The organism is Pseudomonas sp. S3_A03 (genome assembly GCF_054668275.1).
Genome location: NZ_CP162753.1, coordinates 2,342,363 through 2,369,320, shown reverse-complemented (window position 1 = coordinate 2,369,320; position 26,958 = coordinate 2,342,363). Strand labels below are relative to the sequence as shown.

The following is a 26,958-nucleotide window of genomic DNA, read 5'->3' as shown; positions in this document are numbered from 1 at the left end:
AGTCGGTATTTATTGACTGGCATCCCGCTGGCGGAGCAAGCCGCTCCCACAGGTTGATCTGCTTGCCTACAGCGGTAAGTGCCGGCTGATCAACGCACGCAACGCCGCCGGCTTCACCGGTTTGGCCAGGTAGTCCAGCCCCGCTGCATGCACTTCGGCGACCATCTCGGGGCGGCCGTCGGCACTGATGACCACGCCGGGAATCGGCTCCGCCAATTGCGCGCGCAGCCAGCCCATCAATTCGGTGCCGGTCTCGCCGTGGTCCAGGTGGTAATCCACCAGTGCCAGTTGTGGCCGCACACCCTCTGCCAGCAACGCCGCGCACTGCGCCTGGTCGGTGGCGGTCCACACTTCGCAACCCCAGCGTGTCAGCAAACTGCGCATGCCGATCAGGATGCTCTCCTCGTTATCCACGCACAGTACTTGCGCGCCGCTCAGTGGCAGGCCATTTTCCTGCGGGGCCTTGACCGGTGCAGCGGTTTGGTTGCGCGCCAATGGCACGCGCACGCTGAACACGCTGCCTTGGCCCGGCCATGAGCGCACGCTGAGGCGATGGCCCAGCACGCGACATAGGCCATCGGCAATCGCCAGGCCCAGGCCCAGGCCTTTTTCAGCGCGAGTCTGATGGCTGTCCAGGCGCTTGAACTCTTCGAAGATCACCTTCTGTTTGTCCTGCGGAATACCGGGGCCACGATCCCAGACTTCCAGGCACAGTTCGCCCTTGCGTCGACGTACGCCAGCAGCACCGGGCCGTCGGCATAGCGGAAGGCGTTGGTCAGGAAATTCTGCAAAATCCGCCGTAGCAGCTTGATGTCACTGTCGACGCGCAAACGGCTGCCGCGCAAGCGAAAGCGCAGGCCTTGTTCGTGGGCGAGCGCCTTGAATTCGGCACCCAGGGTGTCGAACAGCTCGTTGAGGACAAAGGGCTGACGTTGCGGGTTGATCTTGCCGTTTTCCAGTCGTGAGATATCCAGCAAGTCACTGATCAGGTCTTCGGCGGAGCGCAGCGAACTGTCCAGGTGCTGCACCAGTTGCCGGGCTTCGCTGGACAGCCCGTCGTTCTGGTGGGAGAGGGCGGCGGAGAATAGGCGTGCGGCGTTCAACGGCTGCATCAAGTCATGGCTGACGGCCGCGAGGAAGCGTGTCTTCGACTGGCTGGCGGATTCGGCCACGCCTTTGGCATCGGTCAGCGCCACATTGAGCTGCGACAGTTCATGGGTACGTTCGGTCACCCGTTGTTCAAGGCCTTCGTTGGCCTCGGTGAGGGCCTGTTCGGCTTCGCGGAACGCGGTGATGTCGGTGAAACTCATGACAAAACCGCCGCCCGGCATTGGGTTGCCGATCAGTTCGATCACCCGCCCATTGGGGAACAAGCGCTCAGAGGTGTGCGCGCGGCCCTGGCGCATCCAGTGCAGGCGTCGCGCCACATGCACTTCGGCCTCGCCGGGGCCACACAGGCCGCGCTCGGCGTTGTAGCGGATGATATCGGCAATCGGTCGGCCCACGCTGATCAAACCGTCCGGGTAATTGAACAGCTCCAGGTAGCGCCGGTTCCAGGCCACCAGCTTGAGGGACTGGTCCACCACGCTGATGCCCTGGGTGATGTTCTCGATGGCGCCTTGTAACAGCGCGCGGTTGAATTGCAGCACTTCAGACGCTTCGTCGGCAATGCGTACCACGTCCTCCAGCTGCATTTCCCGCCCTTCAATCGCAGCTTTTACTACGGCGCGTGTCGAAGAAGCGCCGAGTACACCGGCCAGCAGGCGCTCGGTGTGAGCAATCCAGTCGTTGTCGGCATTCTGGTTGGGGTTGAAGCCTTTGCCCTGGCGGTAAGCGAAGCGGATAAAGCTCTGTTGGGCGCGTTCTTCACCGACAAAGCGCGCCGCCAGGCTGAGCAGGTCGCTGATCTGTACCGACAACATCGAGCGGGCGCTGGCACGCTGGCTGATTTCCTGGCCGATGAAACGCCCGGCTTGCCAGTGTTCGGACACCCGCGTGCGCGACAACATCGACACCCACACAAATAAGGTGAAATTCCCCGCCAGGGAAAACACCGTGCCCAGTGTAAGAGAGGTCACCGACAAGCCGAGCGGGTGTGAATGCATCCACGTCAGCCCAGGGAAAAGGCTGAGTGACCAACCCAGGCTTTTCGCCGTTACCGGTAGGACCAAGGTGTAGAACCATAGGAATGTACCTGCCGCCAAGCCGGCAAACACGCCCCGTCGGTTAGCCTGTTTCCAGTACAGCGCACCGAGCATGGCGGGGGCGAGCTGGGTCACGGCGGCAAACGCGATCTGGCCGATGGTGGCCAGGCTCGCGGTAGACCCCAGCAACCGGTAGCTGACATACGCCAGCAACAGAATGATCACGATGCTGACCCGGCGTACCGAGAGCATCCAGTGGCGGAACACTTCGAATGGCCGCTCGGCGCTGGAGCGGCGCAACAGCCATGGCAGCAGCATGTCGTTGGAGACCATGGTCGACAAGGCGATGCTGGCCACAATCACCATGCCCGTGGCTGCCGAGGCGCCGCCGATAAAGGCCAGCACGGCGAGTGCCGGGTGAGCTTCGGCCATGGGCAGGCTGATCACGTAGGAGTCCGGCAATACCGACGTGGGTAACATCATTTTGCCGCCGAGGGCGATGGGTACCACAAACAGCGCGGCGAGGATCAGGTAGGCAGGGAAGACCCATTTGGCCAGGCGCAGATCCTGAGGGTCGATGTTCTCCACCACCGTCACGTGGAACTGGCGCGGCAGGCAAATGATCGCCATCATCGCCACGCCGGTCTGTACCACCATCGACGGCCAGTTGATGGTTTCTTTCCAGTACTCTTCCAGCCGTGGTGCGAGCATCGCCTGGCTGAACAGGTCGCCGAAACCGTCGTACAGGCCGTAGGTCACAAACGCGCCGACGGCAAGAAAAGCCAGCAGCTTGACCAGAGATTCAAATGCAATCGCCAACACCATGCCACGGTGGTGTTCGGTGGCGTCGAGGTTGCGCGTACCAAACACAATGGTGAACAACGCCAGCACCAGCGACACGATCAATGCCGTGTCCTGGGCGCGGGTGCCGGTGGTGTCGGCACCCGCGCCAATCAGCAGGTTCACCCCCAGCACGATGCCTTTGAGTTGCAGGGCGATATAAGGCAATACGCCGACGAGGCAGATCAGTGCGACCACGACCGCCAGGGCTTGGGATTTACCGTAGCGCGCGGCGATAAAGTCGGCGATTGAGGTGATGTTTTCCTGCTTGCTGATCAGGATCATCTTCTGCAGAACCCAGGGCGCTAACACCAGCAGCAGCACCGGCCCCAGGTATATCGGTAAGAACGCCCACAACTGTTCGGCGGCCTGGCCTACAGCGCCGAAGAAAGTCCAACTGGTGCAGTAAACCGCCAGCGACAGGCTGTACACCCAGGCGCGCACACGCGGCGGCAAGGGCGCGTGGCGACGGTCACCGTAGAAGGCGATGGCAAACATAATGGCCATATAGGCCAGGGCAACGGCGGCAATCAGCCCGCTGGACAGCGTCATGGTAACTCCGAGCATAAGAACGCCCGGGCATTCCAGGCCCGGTTGGACAGTCTCGCATGATGCTTGGGGTTAGTCAGTGTCGACCATGGTCTGAGCGCGACGTGATGTCGCGGCCTATCGAGGCGGCAGGGTTTTCTGGCGCAGGATGTAGACAGTCACCAGCACGGCACTGGTCAGCATGAACCCACGTGCCCACGGCAGCGGCACCAGGTAGCAGGAGAGGCCGATACTCAGCCACATCAGGCCGATGGCGTAGACCTTGCCCTTGAGCGGGATGCCGTTGCCCTCCAAATAGTCACGGATCCAGGGGCCCAGGCGTGGGTGTTCGACCAGCCACTGGTAGAAGCGCGGTGAGCTTCGAGCGAAGCAGGCGGCAGCGAGCAGGAGGAAGGGCGTGGTCGGCAGCACCGGGAGGAAAATGCCGATCACTCCCAGCGCAACGCTCAACCAGCCGATGGCCAGCAGTGCGTAACGCAGGAGCAGCGAGCGGTTGCCCATGGGTGTCACGGGCAAGCGACTCAGTGGTGACGAGGCTTGAGGATCGCCGGTTTTTCGTCAGGCGCGTTGCACAGCAGGTACAGCGCGGTCAGGGCTTCCGGGATCTGGACGATCATGTCGTCCATCAGGTTGGCATCGCTGGCGATGTCGGCGAATTCCGGCTGGTCGTCGAACAGGCCCGAACCGACCATGATCGGCAGGAGCATTTCGCTGACTTCTTCCTCGGCGGTTTCGAACCAGGCGGCTTCGCGCAGGAACACGCCTTCCATGAAGCCGATGCACCAGCCGCGCAGGTCGGAGTCATCCGGGTCTTCACCCAGGTCCAGCTCGCATGGCAGCTCGAATTCCTCGTCGGAGGCCAGTTGACGACCGATGTGGGCCTTGAGGGCGAGCAGGGTGGCTTCGATTTCTTCGCGCTGGGCGTCGTTGGCGTAATGCGGCTCTTCGGCGAACAGTGCGTCGATCCATTCACGATCAGGCACTTCTTCGGCGCAGATCGACAGGGCGGTCAGGTAGCCGTGGGCGGCCACATAGTCCAGCGCCTCGTCATGCAGCTCATCGGCGTCGAGGAAGGCTTGCAGGCGGGTTAGTTGCTCAGCGAAGGACATTGAAGGACTACCTTGGGAATAAACGATGCTGAATTCTAGGCGTTCTTGCGCGCCCAAGCCAGTCGCCATGCAGATTTGCCAGGTTTTAGAGACGGGCTGCAATTCGTCAGTGGTGCCCTTCGGTGGATGACGCCTCGGGTATACTGCCGCGTTTTGTGATGCCCTTACAGGTTAGGCGCCAGTCCGCGAAAACTTCGCTTACGGATTATTTCCCGTAAAGCCGTATTTTTTCGGCCAGCCTGTACAGAGGGTTTTCGGGACTATTTTTGGAGTTTTACATGCTCGAGCAGGCTCAACGCGTCCTCAAGGACATCTTCGGCTACGACAGTTTTCGTGGCCGCCAGGGTGCGATCATTGAGCGCGTGGCCAGTGGTGGAGACGCCCTGGTATTGATGCCTACCGGCGGCGGCAAATCCTTGTGCTTCCAGGTGCCGGCCTTGCTGCGCAATGGGTTGGCCGTGGTGGTGTCGCCGTTGATCGCGTTGATGGACGATCAGGTCGCTACCCTGGAAGAACTCGGCGTCGCGGCTGCGTCCTTGAATTCCACCCTCAGCGCCGAGCAGCAGCGCGATCTGGCTGCGCGCATCAAGCGTGGCGAAGTGAAAATGCTGTACCTGGCCCCTGAGCGCCTGGTGCAGCCGCGCATGCTGGCCTTTTTGCAAAGCCTGGAAATCGCCTTGTTCGCCATCGATGAAGCGCACTGCGTCTCGCAGTGGGGCCACGATTTCCGTCGCGAATACCTGCAACTGGGTCAGTTGGCCGAACTGTTCCCCGATGTGCCACGTATCGCCCTGACCGCCACTGCCGACAAGCGCACCCGCGAAGAAATCGTCGAGCGCCTGCACCTGCAGAATGCCGAGCGTTTCCTGTCGAGCTTCGACCGTCCGAATATCTTCTACCGCATTGTGCCCAAGGAGCAGCCGCGCAAGCAGTTGCTGGCGTTCCTCTCCGAACGGCGCAGCGATGCGGGCATCGTTTATTGCCTGTCGCGCAAGAAGGTCGACGAAGTGGCCGCGTTCCTCTGCGAGCAGGGCTACCCGGCACTGCCGTACCACGCAGGGTTGCCGAATGAAACGCGCTCTGCGCACCAGAAGCGCTTCCTTAACGAGGAAGGCCTGATCATGGTGGCCACCATCGCGTTCGGCATGGGTATCGACAAATCCAACGTACGTTTCGTGGCTCATATGGACCTTCCCAAGTCCCTTGAGGCGTACTACCAGGAAACCGGTCGTGCCGGCCGTGATGGCCTGCCGGCGGATGCCTGGATGGTCTACGGCCTGCAAGACGTGGTGATGCTCAAGCAGATGTTGCAGAACTCCGAAGGCGACGAACGCCACAAGCGACTGGAGCAGCACAAGCTCGACGCCATGCTCTCCCTGTGTGAAGAGACCCGCTGCCGGCGCCAGACCTTGCTGGCGTACTTCGACGAAGACATGCCACAGCCGTGTGGCCACTGCGATAACTGCATGGACGGCGTGCAGACCTGGGACGCCACTGAGCCTGCGCGTCAGGCCTTGTCCACGATCTATCGCACCGGCCAGCGTTATGGCGTGGGGCATCTGGTGGATGTACTGCTGGGCAAGGACAACGAAAAGGTGCGCAGCTTCGGTCACGAAAAGCTGTCGGTCTATGGGGTCGGCAAGGCCCGCGCCGAAGGTGAGTGGCGTTCGCTGTTCCGGCAGATGGTCGCGCGCGGCCTGGTGGACATCGACATTGAGGGCTATGGCGGCCTGCGCCTGAACGACAGTTGCCGGCCGCTGCTCAAGGGCGAGGTGAGCCTGGAGCTGCGCCGCGACCTCAAGCCGCAGACCACGGCCAAGAGCAGCACCAGCCAGGCCAGCCAGTTGGTGCGCTTGGAGGAACGCGAACAGTGGGAAGCCCTGCGTACCCTTCGACGCAAACTGGCGCAGGAACACAGCGTGCCGCCTTACGTTATTTTCCCCGACTCCACCTTGCTGGAGATGCTGCGCGAGCAGCCGACCACGATGGCGCAAATGGGGCGGGTCAGTGGTGTGGGGGCGCGCAAGCTTGAGCGCTACGGCCAGGCGTTCCTCGAAGTGCTCGGCGGCCAGGCCGAAGCGCCGAAGGAAATCGCGGATATTCGCCACGAGCTGATCAGCCTGGCACGTGCCGGCATGACGCCGATCCAGATCGCCGGCCAGTTGCAATGCTCGGAAAAGAACGTCTACACGTTGCTGGCCGAAGCCATCGGCAAACAACAGCTGTCGCTGGAGCAGGCGCTTGATTTGCCGGAAGATTTGCTCGGCGAGATCCAGGACGCGTTTCTTGATGGCGAGGGCGAACTGCCACCGGTGGCCGAGATCGCGCCGCTGTTTTCAGGGCGCGTTCCAGACGGTGTGTTGTACTGCGTGCGGGCCGCTTTGCAGTCTGAATTCGAAATTTAGTGTGCCAATTACGACAATGTAACGAATCAGTACATAGCGACTCTTGCCTACGGGCATGGCGCATGCTTAGCTGACTAATAATTAGCCACAATTTGTTTTTAGTCTAAATCATGAGTTTTTTATGCCGTTAACCGATCAACACCGTTTTGGCATGCAGCTGGCGCAAATGTCCCGAGGTTGGCGCGCTGAGCTGGACCGCCGTTTGGCGGGGCTGGGTTTGTCCCAGGCGCGCTGGCTGGTGCTGTTGCACCTGGCCCGTTTCGAAGAAGCACCGACACAGCGTGAGCTGGCGCAAAGCGTCGGTGTAGAAGGGCCGACCCTGGCCCGTTTGCTCGACAGCCTCGAAGGCCAAGGCCTGGTGCAACGCCAGGCCGTGGTGGAAGACCGTCGCGCCAAACGCATCCTGCTGTGTGACACCGCCCGGCCGTTGATCGAGCAGATTGAAACCATTGCCACCGCTTTGCGCCACGAGCTCTTTGTGGGCGTGGACGAGGCGGATCTGCGCGTGTGCATGCGCGTGCATGGGCACATCCTGGCGAATCTGGAAAAGTCCTGACCTGAACGCTGATGTATGCCGGCCGGACTTGTTGTGGTGAGCGGGCCCGCTCACCTCATTAAGTCCCGCTCATCACCACCCCCCACATTTGATTTGCGTAGGGCTCTAGAACGTCTGCCCGAGGTTCAGGTACACCGCCTTCTGATTATCATCATTGAAGCCATAGCTGAAATTCAGCGGCCCCAGCGGTGTATCAAACCCCAGGAAAATACTCGCGGCGTTGATATAACCGCTATCGAATTCATTGTCGTTGTTCCACGCCCGACCGCGTTCCAGCGACGCGCCGAGGTACAGCGGGAAATCCAGCGGCAGGTACGAACGCGGCGTCAGCCGGCGGTAGTACACCGCGCGCATCAGGCTGATGTTCTGCCCTGAAATCGCATCCTGGCGAAAGCCCGACAATTGCCGCGCACCGCCCAGCAGGAAGCTGGAAATCACCACGTCCGAATCATCCAGGGTGCGCCCGTAGCGACCGCCCAGCACCAACGTGTCCGGGCCGTGGCTCATGGCTTTGTCGAGCTTGAATTCCCACTGCCGGTAACGCTGGTCCGAGCCCAGGCCGGGCTCGAACTCACGGAAGGCCAGGCCAATGTCCTCGCCGGTGTGCGGGAAGTACACGTTGTCCAGGGAGTCGAAGGAATACTTCAACTCATAGAAACCCTCGTTGAAGCTCAAACTCGGTAGGTCGCGGTCGCCAATGCGCACATCGGCTTTGCCCCAGGCCTCGCCGACGCCGAAGCGGATCTCGCCGCTGTTGCCGATCTGGCGCCCCACGTTCAAACCGAAACCATAGCGTTCCAGGCGGTATTCGGAGATGGGGTCGTTGTCCAGGATCAACTCGACGTTCTGCGCCTGGGCGCTGAGATAGGGCGCGATAAAGTAGCGTGAACCGGCGTCCATCGGTTGGTAGAACTCGCTGTACAGTTCTTGCCGATCACCGATCTGCACGCGCGTCAGCCATTCGGCGCCGAGGCGGTTGATGCCATTGATGCGGTAGCTGGCGCCGAGGTTGAAGGCGCTGTCGCCGCGCATGTCGTCCGACAGGTTCAAGCCCAGGCGCAGGTAATCGGTGCCGCTGCGTTTGCCGCGTGCGCTGATGACCAGCGTATTGTCCTGGCCTTTTTTCACGACGCGGTATTGCACCTGATCGAAGTAGTCCAGGCCATACAGGGTGCCCATGTCGGTTTGCAAACGGCCGAGGTTCAGCGGTTCACCCAGCGGTTGACGGATGTAGTAGCGGATCACGTCGTCGCTGACTTTCGAGTCGTTCTCCAGCTTGATTGCAGTGATCACCGGGGTGCGTTCGCCCGGTGTACGCGCGGCCACCAGTGTGGGGTCGATGGGTTCGGCGGGGCGCAAGTGGGCCAGGCGCAAGTCCAGGGCGCGGGTGGCACGGTAGCCGGCGTCGATCATGTCTTTGGCGCGGCCGAAGTCGGTCACGCCATAGGCGGCCAGGGGCGGCTGGATCAGCACGTCCTTGGGGTTCAGCGCCTTGAGCTGCTCTTCGGAATTGCGCCGGGTCATCAGGGTAATGGACTGGTTGAGCACGTCCACCACCGTTGCCAGTTGTTTGCGCGAGCGCAGCGGGGTGCCGATATCGACGACGATGGCGATATCGACCCCCATCTCCCGTGCCACATCCAGGGGGATGTTGTCGGTCATGCCGCCATCCACCAGCAGGCGGCCGTCCAGCTCCACCGGGGCGAACACCGCCGGGATCGACATGCTGGCGCGGATTACCTGGGGCAGGTGGCCCTTGCTGAACACCACCTTTTCGCCGGTGGTGATATCGGTGGCCACGGCGCGGAAGGGGATCGGCAGCTTGTCGAAATTACGCGTGTTGCTGCTGTGGGCGAACATGCTTTCCAGCAGCAGCGCCAGGTTCTGGCCCTGGATCACTCCGAGCGGCAGGCCGAGGCTGCCGTCATCACGAAAGCTCAGCTTTTGCTTGACCAGGAAATCACGGTCGTCCTGCTTGCGCCGAAACGGCACGTCTTCGCGCGGCGGCGCATCGGACAAGGCCTGCTGCCAGTCGATACTCAGCGCGAGTTTTTCCAGCTCATCGATCTTGTAGCCCGAGGCGTACAGCCCGCCGATCACCGCGCCCATGCTGGTGCCGGCGATGGCGTCGATGTGGATACCTTGTTCCTCCAGCGCCTTGAGCACACCGATATGCGCCAGCCCACGGGCGGCGCCACCAGACAGCACCAGGCCGATTTTAGGGCGTGGGGCTTCGACGGCATCGGCAAACAGAGGGATGAGGCACAGAAACAGGTAGGGCAACAGGCGGCACATCGTGAATCTCGAGGCTGGGCGATAAAGGCCGCTATTATAGCCGCCTGACCCTCATCCCTCGTTACGCCAGGAATTTCTGAATTATGTCCGCGAGCAAACCCGAGATCGTCATCACCTATTGCACCCAGTGTCAGTGGCTGTTGCGTGCGGCCTGGCTGGCCCAGGAGCTGTTGAGCACTTTCAGCGATGACCTGGCCAAGGTGTCGCTGGAGCCGGCCAGCGGTGGGGCGTTCCGCATCACCTGTGATGGCGTGCAGATCTGGGAGCGCAAGGCGGACGGTGGTTTCCCCGAAGCCAAGGTGCTCAAGCAGCGCGTGCGCGATCGGATCGACCCGCAGCGCGACCTGGGGCACAACGACCGTACGCAGTAAAAGTCACCGCCGCTGTTGGGCGGTGACCCGGTGGTGCGCCGTTATTTCTCGGCCATCTTGCTTTTGATCAAGCCTACCACCCAGGTGAGCACCAGGCCGCCGACGCCACCGCCGACAATATTGCTGCCGACCGCCGCCACATCCAGTGCTTCGCCACCGGAGGTGCCGGTCAGCGCCGAAACAACCTGGCCCAGGATCAGGCCGCCGACGCCACCGAGAGTGGTATTGAGCCCGGTGCCCAGGCTTTGTTTGGTCATGCCGGCGAGGTTACCGCCGACGGCGCCGCTGATCACCTGAACCAGCAAGCTGATGAGCATTTCCATGGTTAAAGCTCCTGCATCGCGTTGAGGGATAACCACCCACGTGCAGCAACTTCAGAAAACGCCATGGCTGCCGTCGAGCGGTCTTTATCCGTTGAACGACTACAGACTGTTGCGGATGTTTAAAGTATAGATCAGGCCGTTGCAGCCGGTTGTTTAGCCTGGCTGGCGCTGCCCAGCAGCCCCGAAAGCACGATGGCGACGATGATCAGCACGCCGCCCAGCAGCATGCGCAGCGTCGGCGTTTCGGCGAACAACAGCCAGGCCGCCGTGATGCCGTAGACCGGTTCCATGGCAAACACCACCGAGGCGGTACGGGCCTTGATCACCGCGAGGCTGGCCACAAACAGGCTGTGGGCCAGGCCAGTGCAGAACACGCCGAGCAGGCCGATCCACAACCAGTCCAGCGCGCTTACTTGCATCAGGCCCGGCGCGGCCACGGGCAGCAGGCATACCGCGACCACCACGTTCTGGCACAACGCCGCCTGCACCGCCGGTATACGCCCGGAGCTGGCGCGATTGTTCAGCGAAAGCAGGGAGAACAGCAGCCCCGAGGCGATGCCCCACAGCAAGCCACCGGTGGCTTCGCTGGCCAGGTTGAAGTCCGGGGTGACCAGCACCAGGCCAACGCTCACCAGTACCACCAGTACGATTTCATTGGCGCGGATGCGTTCGCGGAAAATCAGCCCCTCAAGGATCACGGTAAACGCCGGGAACGCCGTGAACCCCAGCGTGGCGACGGCCACACCGGCCACCTTGACCGCGATGAAGAACGTCACCCAATGCGCCGCCAGCAATACGCCGCTGACCAACAGGCGGCGCCAATCGCGCCGCTCCAGGGTTTTCCACGCGGTGTTGCTGGCAAATCGGGCGAATACCGCCAGCGCCAGCACGGCAAACAGGGCGCGCCCAAATACGATGATCGACGGTGAGGCGGCCGCCAGCTTGCCGAAGACGCCGGTGAGGCCAAACATCAATGCGCCGATATGCAGGGCGCCGAGGGCTGAGCGGGGAGTCATTGCGATCCTTGAGCAAACGAGCTAACAGCCTCGCAGTCTAATGGGTTGGTCATGCCGATGTCTGTGGGTTGCAGCGCGTTTGGCCAAACCCGGCCGAACAGGCTCGTCGCTGTCATCAGACTGACGCACAGCTGTCATGGGCTATTAATCGCCAGGGCGCAAGCTCGCCAAAACAGCGTCGAGGGATGCCCATGACCAGTGCCGAGCTCACCCAGCCCAGCCGTAAACAGCGCGTACGTACTTTATGGATTTCCGATGTGCACCTGGGCACCCGGGATTGCCAGGCCGAACACTTGTCGCAGTTCCTCAAGGGCTACCACGCCGACAAAGTGTACTTGGTGGGTGACATCATCGACGGCTGGAAAATGCGCGGGGGCATGTATTGGCCACAAGCGCACACCAACGTCATCCGCCGCCTGCTGACCATGGCCAAGCGCGGCACCGAGGTGATCTACGTCACCGGTAACCATGACGAGTTCCTGCGCCGCTATTCCAAGTTGATCCTGGGCAATATCCAATTGGTCGATGAGGCGGTGCACGTGACTGCCGATGGCCGTCATCTGTTGGTGATCCATGGCGATCAGTTCGATGTGATCACCCGTTATCACCGTTGGCTGGCGTTTCTCGGCGACTCGGCCTACGAGTTCACCCTCACCTTGAACCGCTGGCTGAACCATTGGCGCGCACGGTACGGCTATGGCTATTGGTCACTCTCGGCGTATTTGAAGCACAAGGTCAAAACCGCCGTGAGTTTTATCAGCGATTTCGAAGAAGCCATCGCCCACGAAGTGACCAAGCGCGAATTGCATGGCGTGGTGTGCGGGCATATCCACCATGCGGAGATCCGCAAAGTGGGCGAGGTGGACTACCTCAACTGTGGGGATTGGGTGGAGTCGTGCACGGCGCTGATCGAGCACTGGGATGGGCATATCGAGTTGTATCGGCTGGCGGATGCGCAGGCCAGAGAGGCACTGCTCAAGGCTGAGATGGTCGCAAGCTGAAGGCCAACCACAGTCCAAATGAGGGAGGTGGAAAACCCCTCCCTCATTTGAACCGGTTTGTTCAGTTGCAGACGTCGGCGATCGCTTCGGCCAATAGCGCCAACCGCGTTGCATCCGCCCCGGCCACGTTGGCCCGGCCCGAACTGACCATATACACACTGTGCTTCTCGCGCAGTTGCTTGACCTGCTCGGCGTTCAAACCGGTGTAGGAAAACATCCCGCGTTGCGCGCCAATATGCGCAAACCGCTCGGCCAGCCCATGGGGCGCGAGCGCCTCCACCAGCCCGGAACGCAACTGCGCGATCCGTGAACGCATGGCTTCGACCTCGTCGCTCCACTGCTTTTTCAACTGGGCATCACCGAGGATGGTCGCGACCACGGCCGCGCCATGATCCGGCGGCGTCGACCACAGGTTGCGCGCGATATTCGCCAGTTGGCTGCGTACATCCGTCAGCTTCTCGGCATCCGCGGCGCACACGATCAGCGCGCCGACCCGGTCGCGGTACAGGCCGAAGTTCTTCGAGCAAGAACTGGTGACCAGCACTTCCGGCAGTTCGGCGGCAAACAATCGCACGGCCCAGGCGTCTTGCTCCAGGCCATCGCCGAAACCCTGGTAGGCAAAGTCGATCAGCGGCAGCAACTGGCGCTCGCGCACGATCTGCAGCACTTGGCGCCAGTCATCCCGGGACAGGTCGAAACCGGTGGGGTTGTGGCAACAGGCATGCAGCAGCACCACATCACCCTCGGGTACGCGGGCCAATGTTGCCAGCATCGCGGCTACATCCAGGCGGTTGTCCGCGCCTACGTAGGGGTAGTGGCTGACCTTGAGGCCGGCCTTGGCGAAGATGGTTTCGTGGATCGGCCAGGTCGGGTTGCTCAGCCACACGCCCCGGCCGGGCAGGCTGTGGGCGATAAAGTCGGCGCTCAGGCGCAGGGCGCCGGTGCCGCCAGGCGTCTGGGTGGCGCCGGCACGGCGGTCGCGAATCAGCGCGCAATCGGCACCGAGCACCAGTTCGCTGATCAACGCGCCGAAGGCTGCATCGCCGTGGCCGCCGATGTAGGTCTTGGTGGTTTGCCGCTCCACCAGGCGCTGCTCCGCCAGCTTCACCGAAGGGGGAATCGGCGTCAGGCCCTGGTCGTCCTTGTACACGCCCACGCCCAGATCGAACTTGTTCGGGTTGGGATCCTGGGCGTACAGGTCCATCAGCCCCAGGATCGGGTCGCCGGGTACGCGGCCAATGGCATCGAAATGCATTACTTGCGGCCCTCGGCGGTCTTGGCCACTTCGTCGGTGCGCGCGGCCATGATGAAGTCGTTGCGGTGCAGGCCCTTGATCGAGTGGCTCCACCAGGTCACGGTGACTTTGCCCCACTCGGTGAGCAGGCCTGGGTGATGGCCTTCGGCTTCGGAGATTTCACCCATGGCGTTGGTAAAGGCCAGGGCAAACTTGAAGTTCTTGAACAGGAAGACTTTTTCCAGCTGCATCACACCGTCGCGTACTTCGATGTTCCAGTCGGGGATCTGCTTGATCAGTACCGGCAGTTCTTCATCGCTGACCTGTGGGGCATCGGCGCGGCAGGCTTCGCAGTGGGCTTGGTTCAAGGTGGTCATGTGCGGTGTCCTGAATTCGAATGATTGAAGATCAGTGAGCGTCACCCTAAAGCAACGCGGGGCCAGGGAAAAGGCTCACCTGGCCATAAAAATCGTGGTTCACGCGGCTTTGGGTTTGGGCGGGAACTTGGGGGCGTGCAGACCCAGCCGCATACCACGTTCGACCATGCCCATGATGTCTTCCTGGGCTACCTCGAACAGGCGCTTGAGCTCGGGCAGCACAAAATAGAGCGGTTGCAGGATGTCGATGCGATACGGCGTGCGCATCGCCTCCAGCGGGTCGAAGGCCTGGTGCTCGGGCTCGGAGGACAGGCTGTACACCGTCTCCTTGGGCGACGACAGGATCCCGCCGCCGTAGATGCGTCGACCCAGGGGAGTGTCCACCAGGCCGAACTCGATGGTCATCCAGTACAGGCGCGCCAGGTACACCCGCTGCACCTTGGTGGCCGCCAGGCCGAGTTTGCCGTAGGTGTGGGTGAATTCAGCGAACCAGGGGTTGGTCAGCAGGGGGCAGTGGCCGAAGATCTCGTGGAAAATATCCGGCTCTTGCAGGTAGTCCAGTTCTTCACGGGTACGAATAAAGGTCGCCACCGGAAACTGCTTGCTGGCGAGCAATTCGAAAAAAGTCTGGAAGGGAATCAACGCCGGTACCCGTGCGACTTGCCAGCCGGTGGTTTCGGCCAGCACGGCGTTGATTTCGCCCAACTGGGGGATGCGGTCCAGCGGCAGGCCGAGCTTGTCGATGCCGTCCAGGTATTCCTGGCAGGCGCGACCCTCGATCACTTTCAACTGACGTGTGATCAGGGTGTTCCACACCGCGTGTTCTTCCGGCGGGTAGTGGATAAAACCTTGCGCATCGGGCTCGCGGGCCACGTAGTGCGTCTGCTTCATACGGTTCTCCTGCTAGGCATTCGTTCTTGTTATGTCCTGCGATGTACCTATTGATAACCCGTGAAGGGCAGGATTCCACCCGCCTGCGCGGTGTTCTTGTAGGGAAAGACGCGGCTTTTCGTAAAGTATTCGTTACGTTTCTGTAGCCCATCGCCGCGCCGGGCTGTGAAAAGCTCACAGGCTGTAACATAATCTTGACGACTATCTGCGCCCAGCGACAAAAAGACGCGGCGCCTACCCATTGTTCGAGCCTCTTCATGCGTATCAAAGTGCACTGCCAGAACCGCATCGGCATCCTGCGGGACATTCTCAACCTGCTGGTGGAGTACGGCGTCAACGTCGCCAAGGGCGAGGTCGGCGGGGAACATGGCAATGCCATCTATTTGTTTTGCCCGAACCTGGTGAACATGCAGTTCCAGGCACTGCGCCCGCAGTTCGAAGCGATTGCCGGGGTGTTTGGCGTGAAAAGGGTAGGGCTGATGCCCAGCGAGCGTCGACACATGGAACTCAACGCGTTGCTCGGCGCCCTGGAGTTCCCGGTGCTGTCCATCGATATGGGCGGCTCCATCGTCGCCGCCAACCGTGCGGCGGCGCAGTTGCTCGGTGTGCGGGTGGACGAGGTGCCGGGCATTCCGCTGTCGCGCTATGCCGAGGATTTCGACCTGCCGGAGCTGGTGCGTGCGAGCAAATCGCGGATCAACGGCCTGCGGGTCAAGGTCAAGGGCGACGTGTTCCTGGCGGATATCGCGCCGCTGCAATCGTCCGAGCACGATGACAGCGAAGCCATGGCCGGCGCCGTGCTGACCCTGCACCGCGCCGACCGTGTGGGGGAGCGCATCTACAACGTGCGCAAGCAGGAGCTGCGCGGCTTTGACAGCATTTTCCAAAGTTCCAGAGTCATGGCGGCGGTGGTGCGTGAAGCCCGGCGCATGGCACCGCTGGACGCGCCTCTATTAATAGAAGGCGAAACCGGCACCGGCAAAGAGCTGCTGGCGCGCGCCTGTCACCTGGCCAGCCCGCGTGGCCAATCGCCGCTGATGGCGTTGAACTGCGCCGGCTTGCCCGAATCGATGGCCGAGACCGAGCTGTTCGGCTATGGACCTGGCGCGTTTGAAGGCGCGCGGGCCGAGGGCAAGTTGGGGCTGTTGGAACTGACGGCGGGCGGTACGTTGTTTCTGGATGGCGTCGGGGAAATGAGCGCGCGCCTGCAGGTGAAATTGCTGCGCTTTCTGCAGGACGGCTGCTTCCGACGGGTCGGCAGCGATGAGGAGGTGTACCTGGATGTGCGGGTGATCTGCGCGACCCAGGTCGATTTGTCCGAACTGTGCGCCCGTGGCGAATTCCGCCAGGACCTCTATCACCGCCTCAACGTGCTGTCGTTGCATATTCCGCCACTGCGCGAATGCCTCGATGGCCTGGCGCCGTTGGTCGAGCACTTTCTCGATCAGGCCAGTCGGCAGATCGGCTGCCCGCTGCCCAGGTTGGCGCCTGCCGCGATGGACAAGCTCAGCCACTACCACTGGCCGGGCAATGTGCGGCAGTTGGAAAACGTGCTGTTCCAGGCGGTGTCGTTGTGCGAGGGCGGGACGGTCAAGGCTGAGCATATTCGCCTGCCGGACTATGGCGTGCGTCAGCCGCTTGGCGATTTTTCCCTGGAGGGCGGCTTGGAGGCGATTGTCGGGCGCTTCGAGAAGGCGGTGCTGGAAAGTTTGTATGCCGAGCACCCCAGCAGTCGGCAATTGGGCAAGCGACTGGGCGTGTCGCATACCACCATCGCCAACAAACTGCGCGATTACGAGATTCTCAAGGCCGACAAATAACCCAAGGTGGGAGGGGGCTACACCCTCTCACATTGATCTGCGCCGTTGCCGTAAGCGGCAGTAGTCCGCCGTTTTTTTCGACTATCCCTCCCTCCATATTTTTTAATGCCTTTGCGCAAGCCCCCGTGGTTGCTGGGCTTCGTCCTCTTTTGAGAAGTTGGTTCGCAAATTGCTTAAGCCTCCTCAGTACAGCGGTAGGCGGCAAGCCTGCGTCAGAAAGAGGAAAGAGTGTGGACAAGTACCTTTATGTGGCAATGACCGGCGCCAGCCAGAATGCACTGGCGCAGAAGGCCCATGCCAACAACTTGGCGAACATTTCCACCAACGGTTTTCAGCGTGACCTGGAACAGGCGCGTTCGATGCCGGTGTTCGGTGACAGCTTTCCGGCGCGGGCGTTTGCCATGACCGAACGCCCAGCCACCGATTTCAGCCCTGGCGCGATGATCGAAACCGGTCGTGACCTGGACGTGGCCGTCAATGGTGATGGCTGGATGGCCGTGCAAACCCCGGATGGCGGCGAAGCCTACGTGCGCAGCGCCAGCATGAACGTCGATGCATTGGGCGTGCTGCGTGCCGGTAACGGCATGCCGATCATGGGCAACGGTGGGCCGATTGCCGTACCGCCGCAGCAGAAGATTGAAGTGGGCGCCGACGGCACCATCAGCATTCGCGCCATGGGCGAAGGCCCGCGCGTGATGGCCGAGGTAGACCGCATCAAGCTGGTCCAGCCGGACCTCAAGAACATGAACAAGGGCCTCGATGGCACCATCCACACCAAGGATGGCCAGCCGGCCGTGGTCGATGCGAGCGTCAAGCTGACCTCGGGTTTCCTGCAGGCGAGCAACGTCAATGCTGTGGAAGAAATGACGGCGGTATTGGCGCTCTCCAAGCAATTCGAGCTGCACATCAAGATGATGAACAGCGCCAAGGAAGACGACCAGGCCATGACTCGCGTCATGCAGATGAGCTAAGTCATTCACTAATTTCGCAGCACGGCGCCAACAAACAGGCGCACAGAGGAGAACAGCATGCTTCCGGCTCTATGGGTTGCCAAAACAGGCCTGTCCGCCCAGGACACCAACCTGACCACCATTTCCAACAACCTGGCCAACGTGTCGACCACGGGTTTCAAACGTGACCGCGCCGAATTCCAGGACCTGCTCTATCAGATCAAGAAGCAGCCTGGCGCCCAGTCGACCCAGGACAGCGAACTGCCGTCGGGCCTGCAATTGGGTACAGGTGTGGCAATTGTCGGCACCCAGAAAAACTTCAGCGCCGGCAACCTGCAGCAGACCGGCCAGCCGCTGGACATGGCCATCAACGGCCGTGGTTTCTTCCAGATCCTTCAACCGGATGGCACCACGTCCTACACCCGTGACGGTACCTTCCACCTGGACTCCAATGGCCAGATCGTCACCGCCAACGGGTTCTCCCTGGAACCGGCCGTGATCGTGCCGGCCGATGCCAAGACCTTCACTGTCGGCAACGACGGCACCGTGTCGATCACCGTGGCCGGCAACCCGGCGTCGCAAGTGATCGGCAACCTGCAAACCGCCGACTTCATCAACCCGGCCGGCCTGCAGGCGATGGGCAACAACCTGTTCCTGGAAACCGCCTCCAGCGGCGCGCCGCAAATCGGCACCCCTGGCCTGAACGGTTTCGGTACCACGCTGCAAAGCACCCTGGAAACGTCCAACGTGAGCACCGTTGAAGAGATGGTCAACATGATCACCACTCAGCGCGCCTACGAGATGAACTCCAAGGTGATCTCCACCGCCGACCAGATGCTTTCGTTCGTAACGCAGAATCTGTAATCAAGTCTATGGGGCGCTCTTGAGGGCGCCTGCAACACCGTGAGGTAGGGTCATGAATCGCTATGTTTCCGTTCTGGCATTGAGTGGGATTGCCGTGCTCGCGGGCTGCGTCGCCCCGACGCCAAAACCCAATGACCCGTACTACGCGCCGGTGTTGCCGCGCACGCCGTTGCCGGCGGCGGCCAACAATGGCTCGATCTACCAGGCCGGTTTCGAGCAGAACCTGTACAGCGACCGCAAGGCGTTCCGGGTCGGTGACATCATCACCATCACCCTCAACGAGCGCACCCAGGCGAGCAAGAACGCCAACTCCCAGGTGGGTAAAACCAGCAAGGCGGGCATTGGCCTGACCTCGTTGTTCGGTGCGGTGCCCAACGTCAATAACCCGTTGGGCGATGGCGACCTGAGCCTGAGCGCCGGCTACAGCGGCGACCGTGCCACCAACGGCAAGAGCGCGGCAGGGCAGGGCAACAGCCTGACCGGTTCGATCACCGTGACCGTGGCCGATGTATTGCCCAACGGCATCATCGCCGTGCGCGGTGAGAAGTGGATGACCCTCAACACCGGTGACGAGCTGGTACGCATCGCCGGCATGGTGCGCGCCGATGACATCTCCACCGACAACACCGTGCCGTCCACGCGGATTGCCGATGCACGCATTACCTATTCCGGCACCGGCGCGTTCGCTGATGCAAGCCAGCCGGGCTGGTTCGACCGTTTCTTCCTTAGCCCGCTGTTCCCTTTCTAGGTGGCCACTTTGAAACTCAAACAGCTGATGGCGGCCGCACTCCTGCTCTCGTTGAGCGCTGTCGCCCAGGCCGAGCGCCTGAAAGACATCGCCAGCATCTCCGGCGTGCGGTCCAACCAGTTGATCGGCTACGGCCTGGTGGTAGGGCTCAACGGTACGGGTGACCAGACCACTCAGACCCCGTTCACCCTGCAGACCTTCAACAACATGCTCTCGCAGTTCGGCATCAAGGTGCCGGCGGGCTCGGGCAACGTGCAACTCAAGAACGTCGCGGCAGTGTCCATCAGCGCCGAATTACCGGCGTTTTCAAAGCCGGGCCAGGCGGTGGACATTACCGTGTCGTCCATCGGTAACTCGAAAAGCCTGCGTGGTGGCACCTTGCTGATGACGCCGCTCAAAGGTATCGACGGCAACGTCTACGCCATCGCCCAGGGCAACCTGGTGGTGGGCGGGTTTGACGCCGAGGGCCGTGACGGCTCGAAGATCACCGTTAACGTACCGTCGGCCGGTCGTATTCCCGGCGGCGCCACGGTGGAACGTACCGTGCCCAGCGGTTTCAACCAGGGCAACAGCCTGACCCTGAACCTCAACCGCTCCGACTTCACCACCGCCAAGCGCGTGGTCGACAAGATCAACGATATGCTCGGCCCTGGCGTGGCCCAGGCCATCGATGGCGGCTCGATCCGTGTAACCGCGCCGCTGGACCCAAGCCAGCGCGTGGATTACCTGTCGATCCTGGAAAACCTCGAAGTCGACCCGGGCCAGGCCGTGGCCAAAGTCATCATCAACTCGCGTACCGGCACCATCGTGATCGGCCAGAACGTCAAGGTGTCGCCGGCCGCGGTGACCCACGGCAGCCTGACCGTGACCATCACCGAAGACCCGATCGTCAGCCAGCCCGGGCCGCTGTCCAATGGCCAGACTGCCGTGGTGCCACGCTCGCGGGTCAATGCCCAGCAAGAAGCCAAGCCGATGTTCAAGTTCGGCCCCGGTACCACCCTGGATGAAATTGTCCGCGCGGTGAACCAGGTGGGCGCAGCCCCCGGCGACTTGATGGCGATCCTCGAAGCCTTGAAACAGGCCGGCGCCCTTCAAGCCGACCTGATCGTGATCTGAGGCCATGGTCATGGATATGCGCAAGAGCGGTCTTACCAGCACGGCGGACTCGGGGTCTTACTCCGACCTGAACCGGCTTAACCAGCTCAAGGTCGGTGACGACAAGAACAGCGAAGGCAACATGCGCAAGGTGGCGCAGGAGTTCGAGTCGCTGTTCCTCAACGAGATGCTCAAGTCGATGCGCTCGGCCACCGAGGTGTTGGGCAAGGACAACCCGATGAACACCCCGGCCGCCAAGCAGTATCAGGAGATGTACGACCAGCAATTGGCCGTGTCGATGTCCCGCGAAGGCGGCGGTATCGGCCTGGCCGACGTGCTGATGCGCCAGATGCAGAAGAACAAACCGGTGGACGCCCAGGCGGCCACCTTGCAGGGCCCGGCGGCTGCCGAGCCTGCGAAAAAAGCCGATGTGCCGACCGAAATTGCCGCCGGCACCCAGGCCACCGGGCCGCTGGGCCGCTCCAATGGTCAGCGCCCGCTGTGGGCTTACCGCGTAGCCGAGCCCCAGGCCGGTGCCGCGGCTGCCCACAGCAACGACATGGAGCTGATGAACCAGCGCCGTATCGCCTTGCCGAGCAAGCTGACCGATCGCCTGCTCGCCGGCATCGTGCCGACCACCCAGGCCGCCAGCGAGGCCAAGGCCGCGCCGCTGCGTAACAGCGCCTTGCAAGACAACGTGGTCAACAGCGCCGCGCGCAGCTTTGCCGTGCCCAGCGACCGCATGCAGATCTACAGTCGCGCCGTGGCCCAGCCGCCATTGGCGCCGGCGAAAAAGGCGTTCAGTTCACAGGATGAATTCGTCGCCACCATGTTGCCGATGGCCAAGGCGGCCGCTGCGCGCATCGGTGTCGATCCGAAGTACCTGGTGGCCCAGGCCGCCCTGGAGACCGGTTGGGGCAAATCGGTGATGCGCGCCGAGGACGGCAGCAGCAGCCACAACCTGTTCGGCATCAAGGCCGGCCAGAGCTGGCAGGGCGGCCAGGCACGTGCGATTACCAGCGAGTTTCGTGATGGGGCGATGGTCAAGGAAACGGCGCAGTTCCGCTCCTACGACTCCTACCAGGACAGCTTCCATGACCTGGTGACTTTGCTGCAAAGCAATGATCGCTATAAAGAAGTACTGAAGTCGGCCGACAACCCGGAACAGTTTGTGCGCGAGTTGCAAAAAGCCGGTTACGCCACCGACCCGGCCTACGCCAGCAAGATTTCGCAGATCGCAAAAACGATGAACAGTTACCAGAATTACGCTGCCGCTGGCGCGACCACTCATTTATAAGGTCTGAACCATGAGTTTGCTCAATATCGGGATGTCGGGTCTTAACGCCGCTCAAGGATCGTTGTCGGTCTTGAGTAACAACATCGCCAACGTTAATACGCCGGGCTATTCGCGCCAGCAGAGCAGTCAGACCGCCAATGCGTCGAACCAGTTCGGCGGTGTGTTTATCGGCAGCGGTACGACCCTGGCGGATGTGCGCCGGGTGTACAACGAGTACCTCGATGCCGCGTATCAGAACAGTACCTCGCTGAGTGCCGATGCCAATGCGTACCTGGGGCAGGTCAGCAGCGTGGACAAGCTGTTGTCGGATCGCACCACGGGCATGTCGTCGGTCCTCAGCACGTTTTTCGCAACGTTGCAGACGGCGTCTTCGAACCCCAATGATCTTTCGGCCCGGCAGCTGCTGGTTGCCAATGCCCAGACCCTGACCAATCGCTTCAACTCGCTGTCGACGCAACTGACCCAGCAAAAAGAAACCATCAATAGCCAGTTGAGCACGATGAGCGATCAGGTCAACCAACTGACGTCTTCGATCGCTTCGCTCAACAAGCAGATCAAACAGGCCCAGGGTTCGGCCAGCAGCCCACCGGCTAACCTGCTGGACTCGCGCAACGAGGCCGTGCGTGCGCTCAACGAGCTGATCGGCGTGACGGCGACGGAAAAGAACGGCCAGTTCAGCATTAACACCGGTACCGGGCAGTCGCTGGTGGAAGGTGGTATTTCCAACACTATTTCGGCGGTGCCGAGCAAAAGCGATAACAGCCAATACACCATTCAGTTGAATGTCAGCGGCACCACCCTGGACCTCGGTTCGGTCGTCACCGGCGGCAGCATTGGTGGCCTGTTGCGTTATCGCAGCGATGCGTTGATGCCCGCCATCAATGAGCTGGGCCGTCTGGCCGTGGCCACCGCGGACACCGTCAACAATCAGCTGGGCCAGGGCCTGGACCTGAACGGTGAATTCGGCACCTCGCTGTTCAAGGACATCAACAGTGCCACGGCCATCGCTTCACGCAGCCAGGGCGCGTCGGGTAACAGCGCGACGGCAAGCAACCTGAACGTGACGATCACCGACAGCAGTAAGCTCACGACATTCGACTACAAGGTCACCTTCAGCGACCAGGCCAACCCGAACATGGTGACGGTGCTGCGCTCCGACGGTAAGGCCATGGGCACCTTCGACATCACGGCCGCGAACCAGGTGCCGATGGACGGCTTCACTCTGGCGCTTGATGGTAAGGGCACCATGAGCTACCCGGACAGCTTCAAGGTCAGTCCAACCGCCACCGGGGCCAGCGCCATCGGAGTGGATATGGTCGATGCCAACAAGCTCGCGTTTGCCGGGCCGCTGATTGGCGAAAGTGGCAAGACCAACGCTGGCACGGGCACGTTTACCCAGCCGTCGTTGACCGTGCCGCTGGATATCCACGGGGGCGCTGCGACTGCGCAGTTGCGTACGGATATCAAAGCGCTGATGCCGGTAAAAATGGTCTTCGACAAGCCGGCGGCGGATGGCACGCAGTCGTACACGATCAGCAATGCCCAGGGCAAACCGCTGGGTACCGGCACCATCATTCCGGGGCAGGGCAACAAGATCACCGTGAATGTGCCCGAACTGGACGCCACTGGCGCCGTGATCCCGGGGTCCGGTTTCAAATTCGACACCACCATCAACGGTTCGCCGGCGGGTGGTGACAGCACGACCTTTTCGTTCAACAGTGGCGGCAAATCCGATGGCCGTAACGCTCAGCAGTTGCTCGATCTGCAGACCAAGGCCACGGTCGGCCTGGGCGACGGTAACGTGGGGGTGAGCCTGACCGGCGCCAACAGCCGCCTGGTTTCTCAGGTGGGTGCCAAGGCGAACCAGTCTGGCGTTGATGTTTCCGCGACAGGGGCGTTGCTGGCAGCCAACAAAGCCGCGCGTAACTCGGTGTCCGGGGTCAACCTGGATGACGAGGCGGGCGACATGATCAAGTTCCAGCAGTACTACACCGCATCGTCACAGATCATTAAGGCTGCGCAAGAAACCTTCACCACATTGATCAATAGCCTTTAAGGGAGCCTGGGAAGATGCGTATTTCTACACAGCAATATTTCGAAACCAGCTCCGCCAACTACCAGCAGAATTATTCCAGCGTGGTGAAGGCCCAGGATCAGGCCAGCAGCGGCGTGCGCGTGCAAACGGCGGCGGATGATCCGGTGGCGGCGGCGCGGTTGCTGATGCTGCAACAGCAGAAAGATATGCTGGCGCAGTTCAATGGCAATATCGACACGCTGAAAAATTCATTGAGTACCGAAGACAGCGTGCTGGAAAACATCAATATCGCTGTGCAGAAGGCCAGTGAGTTGGCCCTGAAGGCGGGTAACGTGGGTATCAGTGATGCCGACCGCAAGTCGATTGCAGCTGAGGTCGGTTCCCTTGAAGACCAGATCATGGGCCTGCTCAACACCAAGGACGCCAGCGGCAATTACCTGTTTTCCGGAAGCAAGACCGATACCCCGCCGTATTCGCGCAACAACGACGGCACCTACACGTATAAGGGCGACGACACTCCGCTGACCCTGAAAGTGGCGGAGAACTTGTCGATTTCGATGGGTGATACCGCCAAGAGCATGCTTGAGACGGCCGCCAACACCGGGCGTACGCAAGCCACGCGCGTGCTGCCGAACCCGCTTGTGGATGTGGATGACGGTAAAGTCACCGTGTCGGCGGGCCTGATCGCTTCAGGCACCACCAGCGTTAAATTTGCCGACGGCCAACCGTATAAGCTGACGTTTGTCAGCAGTACGCAGTACACCGTCCAGGACGCCGCCGGCCAGGACATCACCGCCGAGATCCCGGGCAACGGCACCTTCGATTCCACCAAGGAAGGGGCTTCCACCATCAACCTGCGTGGGGTCAAGTTCGATATCGGCTTGAACCTGGGCCAAGGCGTATTGCCGGGCGCGCCGTCGGACGCCGTGGTCGCGGGACGTGAGTTCAGCCTCTCGATCAAGCCAGACTCGTTCAGCGTATCCCGTACGCCGAGCAACCCGAGCACGGCGCAGTTGACGGGCGGCGCAGTGACCGATCCGGCGGCCTATTCGAGTACCTTTCCCAACTCCGGCATGGTGGTCAAGTTTGGCGCGGCGGGGGCTTACAGTGTCTATGCCCAGCCATACACTGCCGACAGCAAAGCCATTGCCAGCGATACACTCGCCGCCGGTGCCACCTCGATCACAGTGGCGGGCGTCACGCTGGGCGTGAGTGCCGACCCGCAAGACGGTGACCAGTTCCTGGTCGGTGCCACCAGCAACAAGAATGAAAATGTGCTCGATACCCTGGGGCGTCTGCGTAAAACCCTGGAGACACCGTCGGATGGCAACCCGGCAGCGCAAAAGGAACTCAAGGATGTGGTGGCCAGGTCCATCGGTAACCTGACCAATGCCTACAGTCAGGTCGACCAGATCCGCGGGGGCATCGGTGCGCGCCTCAATACCCTGGATATTCAGGTGCAGGAAAACACCAGCCTCAGCCTGGCCAACACCACCACCATGAATTCGTTGGGCAATGTCGACTTCGCCGAAGCCGCCATCAACCTCAGCCTGCAACAAACCATGCTGCAGGCGTCGCAGCTGGCGTTCGTGAAAATCTCGCAGTTGAGCCTGTTCAACAAGATGTGATCGGCGCTCTGTCATGCAATGGCCCAGCCTGGAAACAGGCTGGGCCATTGTCGTTTTCGCGGCTTAATTGTTTGAAGGTTTTGCATAAACCACACACAATTAGGTGACCTGTGAGTCATAAAGCGCATCTTCACTGTATCGTGTGAAAAGGATAAGTCGTCACAGGGTCCTTGCGGGGCGGCTTTCAGTGAGATTGTTACGGGGTTATCCCCTTTATTGTCAGCACTCCAGGCGTAGCCCGAGGGGTGTTCTCCAGCTATTTAGTATTGGGAAGCCACAATGATTGGCATAAAAAGCATCGCCAGTTACGTGCCGGTAGACGGGATCGATAACTACGCCCAGGGTGCCAAATTCGCCAAGGATGAAGAATTCATCATCGGCAAGATCGGTTCCGCGTTCCTGCCGCGCAAGGCAGCTGCGCAGGAAACCTCCGATCTGTGTGTCGAGGCGGTCAACGCTTTGTTTGCCAACAACCCGGATTTGAAGCGCGAATCGATTGACGCGCTGATCGTCGTCACCCAGAACGGTGATGAAGAGGGCTTGCCCCACACAGCGGCCATCGTCCAGGACAAACTGGGCCTGCCGACCCACGTTGCCGCGTTTGATATTTCCCTGGGCTGCTCCGGTTATGTCTACGGCATCTACGCGATGAAGGGCTTCATGGAAGCCGCCGGCCTGAAAAACGGCCTGCTGGTCACCGCCGACCCGTACTCCAAGATCGTCGACCCGGAAGACCGCAACACCACCATGCTGTTCGGCGATGCCGCCACCGCCACCTGGATGGGCGAAGACGCCTTCTGGCAGCTCGGCAAGGCCAAGTTCGGCACCGACGGTTCAGGCGCGCCGCACTTGAAGGTCAGCGACGGCGTGTTCTTCATGAACGGCCGCCAGGTCTTCAACTTCGCCTTGCTCAAGGTGCCGGCGCATCTGCACGAGCTGCTCAACGAGTCTGACCTCAAGGCCGATGAGATCGATGCGTTCTGTATTCACCAGGGCAGCGCGGCGATTGTCGACGCCGTGGCGCGCCGTTTCGAAGATGCACCGGTGGACAAGTTCATCAAGGACATGGTCGAGACCGGTAACACCGTGTCGTCGAGCATTCCGTTGCTGCTGGAAAAGCACGTGATGGATGCCACCTGGAAACGCGTGGCAGTCAGTGGTTTTGGCGTGGGGTTGTCGTGGGGGTCGGCGATTCTTTATCGTCCGTGAGGCTGCCGTAGACCGCGTTCACCGCAAAAGCAAACGCCGATGATCAAAAGATCATCGGCGTTTTTTATTTGGCGCCAAAAAAACCCGTAAAAGTGGGTATTTGCGGGGGTCTAAACCCTTGAATTACAAGGGGTGGCACCGCGCCAGTAAAAAAAATCAAAAAAACCCTCAAGCAACCGGCTACCACGACGATAACTATTA

General features: G+C 61.2%; 21 protein-coding genes and 1 pseudogene. 13 read left to right on the top strand and 9 right to left on the bottom strand.

The window, feature by feature from the left end; translation table 11 throughout:
* Positions 1 to 66 precede the first annotated feature (66 nt).
* The 3 genes and pseudogenes from AB4O25_RS10650 to AB4O25_RS10640 form a co-directional block, all read right to left on the bottom strand.
* A pseudogene (locus AB4O25_RS10650) lies at positions 67 to 3,536 on the bottom strand (hybrid sensor histidine kinase/response regulator).
* 114 nt (positions 3,537 to 3,650) lie between these two features.
* Entirely contained in the window at positions 3,651 to 4,034 is a 384-nt protein-coding gene (locus AB4O25_RS10645) for a YbaN family protein (protein ID WP_026067239.1), read from the bottom strand.
* 20 nt (positions 4,035 to 4,054) lie between these two features.
* A complete protein-coding gene (locus tag AB4O25_RS10640; protein ID WP_065878086.1) occupies positions 4,055 to 4,642 on the bottom strand; it encodes a UPF0149 family protein in 588 nt (195 codons plus the stop codon).
* Positions 4,643 to 4,920: 278 nt separating this feature from the next.
* Here AB4O25_RS10640 and recQ point away from each other — a divergent pair, with 278 nt between their 5' ends.
* Positions 4,921 to 7,047: a DNA helicase RecQ gene (recQ, locus tag AB4O25_RS10635; RefSeq protein WP_017527591.1), complete on the top strand. Its 2,127-nt coding sequence runs from the start codon at positions 4,921 to 4,923 to the stop codon at positions 7,045 to 7,047.
* Positions 7,048 to 7,168: 121 nt separating this feature from the next.
* Positions 7,169 to 7,603 carry a MarR family transcriptional regulator gene (locus AB4O25_RS10630; RefSeq protein ID WP_017527592.1) on the top strand — a complete coding sequence of 145 codons (435 nt, stop codon included), beginning with the start codon at positions 7,169 to 7,171 and terminating at the stop codon, positions 7,601 to 7,603.
* 105 nt (positions 7,604 to 7,708) lie between these two features.
* Here the strand turns inward: AB4O25_RS10630 and AB4O25_RS10625 are convergent, their stop codons facing one another.
* Positions 7,709 to 9,898, bottom strand: coding sequence for a patatin-like phospholipase family protein (locus tag AB4O25_RS10625; RefSeq protein WP_460150845.1), 2,190 nt, complete (start codon positions 9,896 to 9,898; stop codon positions 7,709 to 7,711).
* An 83-nt stretch (positions 9,899 to 9,981) separates the two neighbouring features.
* On the opposite strand from AB4O25_RS10625, the gene AB4O25_RS10620 reads away from it, so the two are divergent.
* Positions 9,982 to 10,269, top strand: a complete 288-nt coding sequence (locus AB4O25_RS10620; RefSeq protein ID WP_017527594.1) for an Rdx family protein — start codon at positions 9,982 to 9,984, stop codon at positions 10,267 to 10,269.
* 41 nt (positions 10,270 to 10,310) lie between these two features.
* Here the strand turns inward: AB4O25_RS10620 and AB4O25_RS10615 are convergent, their stop codons facing one another.
* Positions 10,311 to 10,592 (bottom strand): hypothetical protein, encoded by a 282-nt coding sequence (locus tag AB4O25_RS10615; RefSeq protein ID WP_017527595.1) that lies wholly within the window; start codon positions 10,590 to 10,592, stop codon positions 10,311 to 10,313.
* Between the two features lie 131 nt (positions 10,593 to 10,723).
* Positions 10,724 to 11,608 (bottom strand): DMT family transporter, encoded by an 885-nt coding sequence (locus AB4O25_RS10610; protein ID WP_017527596.1) that lies wholly within the window; start codon positions 11,606 to 11,608, stop codon positions 10,724 to 10,726.
* A 191-nt stretch (positions 11,609 to 11,799) separates the two neighbouring features.
* Here AB4O25_RS10610 and AB4O25_RS10605 point away from each other — a divergent pair, with 191 nt between their 5' ends.
* On the top strand, positions 11,800 to 12,609 hold the full coding sequence (locus tag AB4O25_RS10605; RefSeq protein ID WP_065878084.1) for a UDP-2,3-diacylglucosamine diphosphatase: 810 nt from the start codon (positions 11,800 to 11,802) through the stop codon (positions 12,607 to 12,609).
* 61 nt (positions 12,610 to 12,670) lie between these two features.
* Here the strand turns inward: AB4O25_RS10605 and AB4O25_RS10600 are convergent, their stop codons facing one another.
* From AB4O25_RS10600 to phhA, 3 genes are all read right to left on the bottom strand, one after another.
* A complete protein-coding gene (locus tag AB4O25_RS10600) occupies positions 12,671 to 13,864 on the bottom strand; it encodes an amino acid aminotransferase (protein WP_017527598.1) in 1,194 nt (397 codons plus the stop codon).
* Entirely contained in the window at positions 13,864 to 14,220 is a 357-nt protein-coding gene (locus AB4O25_RS10595) for a 4a-hydroxytetrahydrobiopterin dehydratase (protein ID WP_003192995.1), read from the bottom strand. Before AB4O25_RS10595 ends, AB4O25_RS10600 begins: the two co-directional genes overlap by 1 nt.
* Positions 14,221 to 14,319: 99 nt before the next feature.
* Entirely contained in the window at positions 14,320 to 15,111 is a 792-nt protein-coding gene (phhA, locus tag AB4O25_RS10590; protein ID WP_460150844.1) for a phenylalanine 4-monooxygenase, read from the bottom strand.
* Positions 15,112 to 15,368: 257 nt separating this feature from the next.
* Between phhA and AB4O25_RS10585 the strand changes: the two genes are divergently transcribed.
* From AB4O25_RS10585 to AB4O25_RS10545, 9 genes are all read left to right on the top strand, one after another.
* Positions 15,369 to 16,931, top strand: coding sequence for a sigma-54-dependent phenylalanine hydroxylase transcriptional regulator PhhR (locus AB4O25_RS10585; protein ID WP_017527600.1), 1,563 nt, complete (start codon positions 15,369 to 15,371; stop codon positions 16,929 to 16,931).
* 230 nt (positions 16,932 to 17,161) lie between these two features.
* Positions 17,162 to 17,902: a flagellar basal body rod protein FlgF gene (locus AB4O25_RS10580; RefSeq protein WP_017527601.1), complete on the top strand. Its 741-nt coding sequence runs from the start codon at positions 17,162 to 17,164 to the stop codon at positions 17,900 to 17,902.
* 57 nt (positions 17,903 to 17,959) lie between these two features.
* Entirely contained in the window at positions 17,960 to 18,745 is a 786-nt protein-coding gene (flgG, locus tag AB4O25_RS10575) for a flagellar basal-body rod protein FlgG (protein ID WP_017527602.1), read from the top strand.
* A gap of 52 nt (positions 18,746 to 18,797) precedes the next feature.
* Positions 18,798 to 19,493, top strand: coding sequence for a flagellar basal body L-ring protein FlgH (flgH, locus tag AB4O25_RS10570; RefSeq protein ID WP_010208725.1), 696 nt, complete (start codon positions 18,798 to 18,800; stop codon positions 19,491 to 19,493).
* A gap of 27 nt (positions 19,494 to 19,520) precedes the next feature.
* The gene (locus AB4O25_RS10565; protein WP_032883431.1) at positions 19,521 to 20,609 is read left to right on the top strand and encodes a flagellar basal body P-ring protein FlgI; all 1,089 of its coding nucleotides are present in this window, start codon (positions 19,521 to 19,523) and stop codon (positions 20,607 to 20,609) included.
* Between the two features lie 4 nt (positions 20,610 to 20,613).
* Positions 20,614 to 21,885: a flagellar assembly peptidoglycan hydrolase FlgJ gene (flgJ, locus tag AB4O25_RS10560; RefSeq protein ID WP_032883425.1), complete on the top strand. Its 1,272-nt coding sequence runs from the start codon at positions 20,614 to 20,616 to the stop codon at positions 21,883 to 21,885.
* A 10-nt stretch (positions 21,886 to 21,895) separates the two neighbouring features.
* Positions 21,896 to 23,941: a flagellar hook-associated protein FlgK gene (gene flgK, locus AB4O25_RS10555; protein ID WP_068938085.1), complete on the top strand. Its 2,046-nt coding sequence runs from the start codon at positions 21,896 to 21,898 to the stop codon at positions 23,939 to 23,941.
* Positions 23,942 to 23,955: 14 nt separating this feature from the next.
* Positions 23,956 to 25,548: a flagellar hook-associated protein 3 gene (locus AB4O25_RS10550; protein ID WP_135196174.1), complete on the top strand. Its 1,593-nt coding sequence runs from the start codon at positions 23,956 to 23,958 to the stop codon at positions 25,546 to 25,548.
* 279 nt (positions 25,549 to 25,827) lie between these two features.
* Complete coding sequence (locus AB4O25_RS10545; RefSeq protein WP_065878075.1) at positions 25,828 to 26,757, top strand: ketoacyl-ACP synthase III; 930 nt, start codon at positions 25,828 to 25,830, stop codon at positions 26,755 to 26,757.
* Positions 26,758 to 26,958: the final 201 nt, after the last annotated feature.

What these genes read in the sequence shown, in the direction of transcription:
- AB4O25_RS10645 (WP_026067239.1), bottom strand. Translation starts at nt 4,034, where the DNA reads ATGGGCAACCGCTCGCTGCTCCTGCGTTACGCACTGCTGGCCATCGGC.
- AB4O25_RS10640 (WP_065878086.1), bottom strand. Translation starts at nt 4,642, where the DNA reads ATGTCCTTCGCTGAGCAACTAACCCGCCTGCAAGCCTTCCTCGACGCC.
- recQ (WP_017527591.1), top strand. Translation starts at nt 4,921, where the DNA reads ATGCTCGAGCAGGCTCAACGCGTCCTCAAGGACATCTTCGGCTACGAC.
- AB4O25_RS10630 (WP_017527592.1), top strand. Translation starts at nt 7,169, where the DNA reads ATGCCGTTAACCGATCAACACCGTTTTGGCATGCAGCTGGCGCAAATG.
- AB4O25_RS10625 (WP_460150845.1), bottom strand. Translation starts at nt 9,898, where the DNA reads ATGTGCCGCCTGTTGCCCTACCTGTTTCTGTGCCTCATCCCTCTGTTT.
- AB4O25_RS10620 (WP_017527594.1), top strand. Translation starts at nt 9,982, where the DNA reads ATGTCCGCGAGCAAACCCGAGATCGTCATCACCTATTGCACCCAGTGT.
- AB4O25_RS10615 (WP_017527595.1), bottom strand. Translation starts at nt 10,592, where the DNA reads ATGGAAATGCTCATCAGCTTGCTGGTTCAGGTGATCAGCGGCGCCGTC.
- AB4O25_RS10610 (WP_017527596.1), bottom strand. Translation starts at nt 11,608, where the DNA reads ATGACTCCCCGCTCAGCCCTCGGCGCCCTGCATATCGGCGCATTGATG.
- AB4O25_RS10605 (WP_065878084.1), top strand. Translation starts at nt 11,800, where the DNA reads ATGACCAGTGCCGAGCTCACCCAGCCCAGCCGTAAACAGCGCGTACGT.
- AB4O25_RS10600 (WP_017527598.1), bottom strand. Translation starts at nt 13,864, where the DNA reads ATGCATTTCGATGCCATTGGCCGCGTACCCGGCGACCCGATCCTGGGG.
- AB4O25_RS10595 (WP_003192995.1), bottom strand. Translation starts at nt 14,220, where the DNA reads ATGACCACCTTGAACCAAGCCCACTGCGAAGCCTGCCGCGCCGATGCC.
- phhA (WP_460150844.1), bottom strand. Translation starts at nt 15,111, where the DNA reads ATGAAGCAGACGCACTACGTGGCCCGCGAGCCCGATGCGCAAGGTTTT.
- AB4O25_RS10585 (WP_017527600.1), top strand. Translation starts at nt 15,369, where the DNA reads ATGCGTATCAAAGTGCACTGCCAGAACCGCATCGGCATCCTGCGGGAC.
- flgG (WP_017527602.1), top strand. Translation starts at nt 17,960, where the DNA reads ATGCTTCCGGCTCTATGGGTTGCCAAAACAGGCCTGTCCGCCCAGGAC.
- flgH (WP_010208725.1), top strand. Translation starts at nt 18,798, where the DNA reads ATGAATCGCTATGTTTCCGTTCTGGCATTGAGTGGGATTGCCGTGCTC.
- AB4O25_RS10565 (WP_032883431.1), top strand. Translation starts at nt 19,521, where the DNA reads ATGGCGGCCGCACTCCTGCTCTCGTTGAGCGCTGTCGCCCAGGCCGAG.
- flgJ (WP_032883425.1), top strand. Translation starts at nt 20,614, where the DNA reads ATGGTCATGGATATGCGCAAGAGCGGTCTTACCAGCACGGCGGACTCG.
- flgK (WP_068938085.1), top strand. Translation starts at nt 21,896, where the DNA reads ATGAGTTTGCTCAATATCGGGATGTCGGGTCTTAACGCCGCTCAAGGA.
- AB4O25_RS10550 (WP_135196174.1), top strand. Translation starts at nt 23,956, where the DNA reads ATGCGTATTTCTACACAGCAATATTTCGAAACCAGCTCCGCCAACTAC.
- AB4O25_RS10545 (WP_065878075.1), top strand. Translation starts at nt 25,828, where the DNA reads ATGATTGGCATAAAAAGCATCGCCAGTTACGTGCCGGTAGACGGGATC.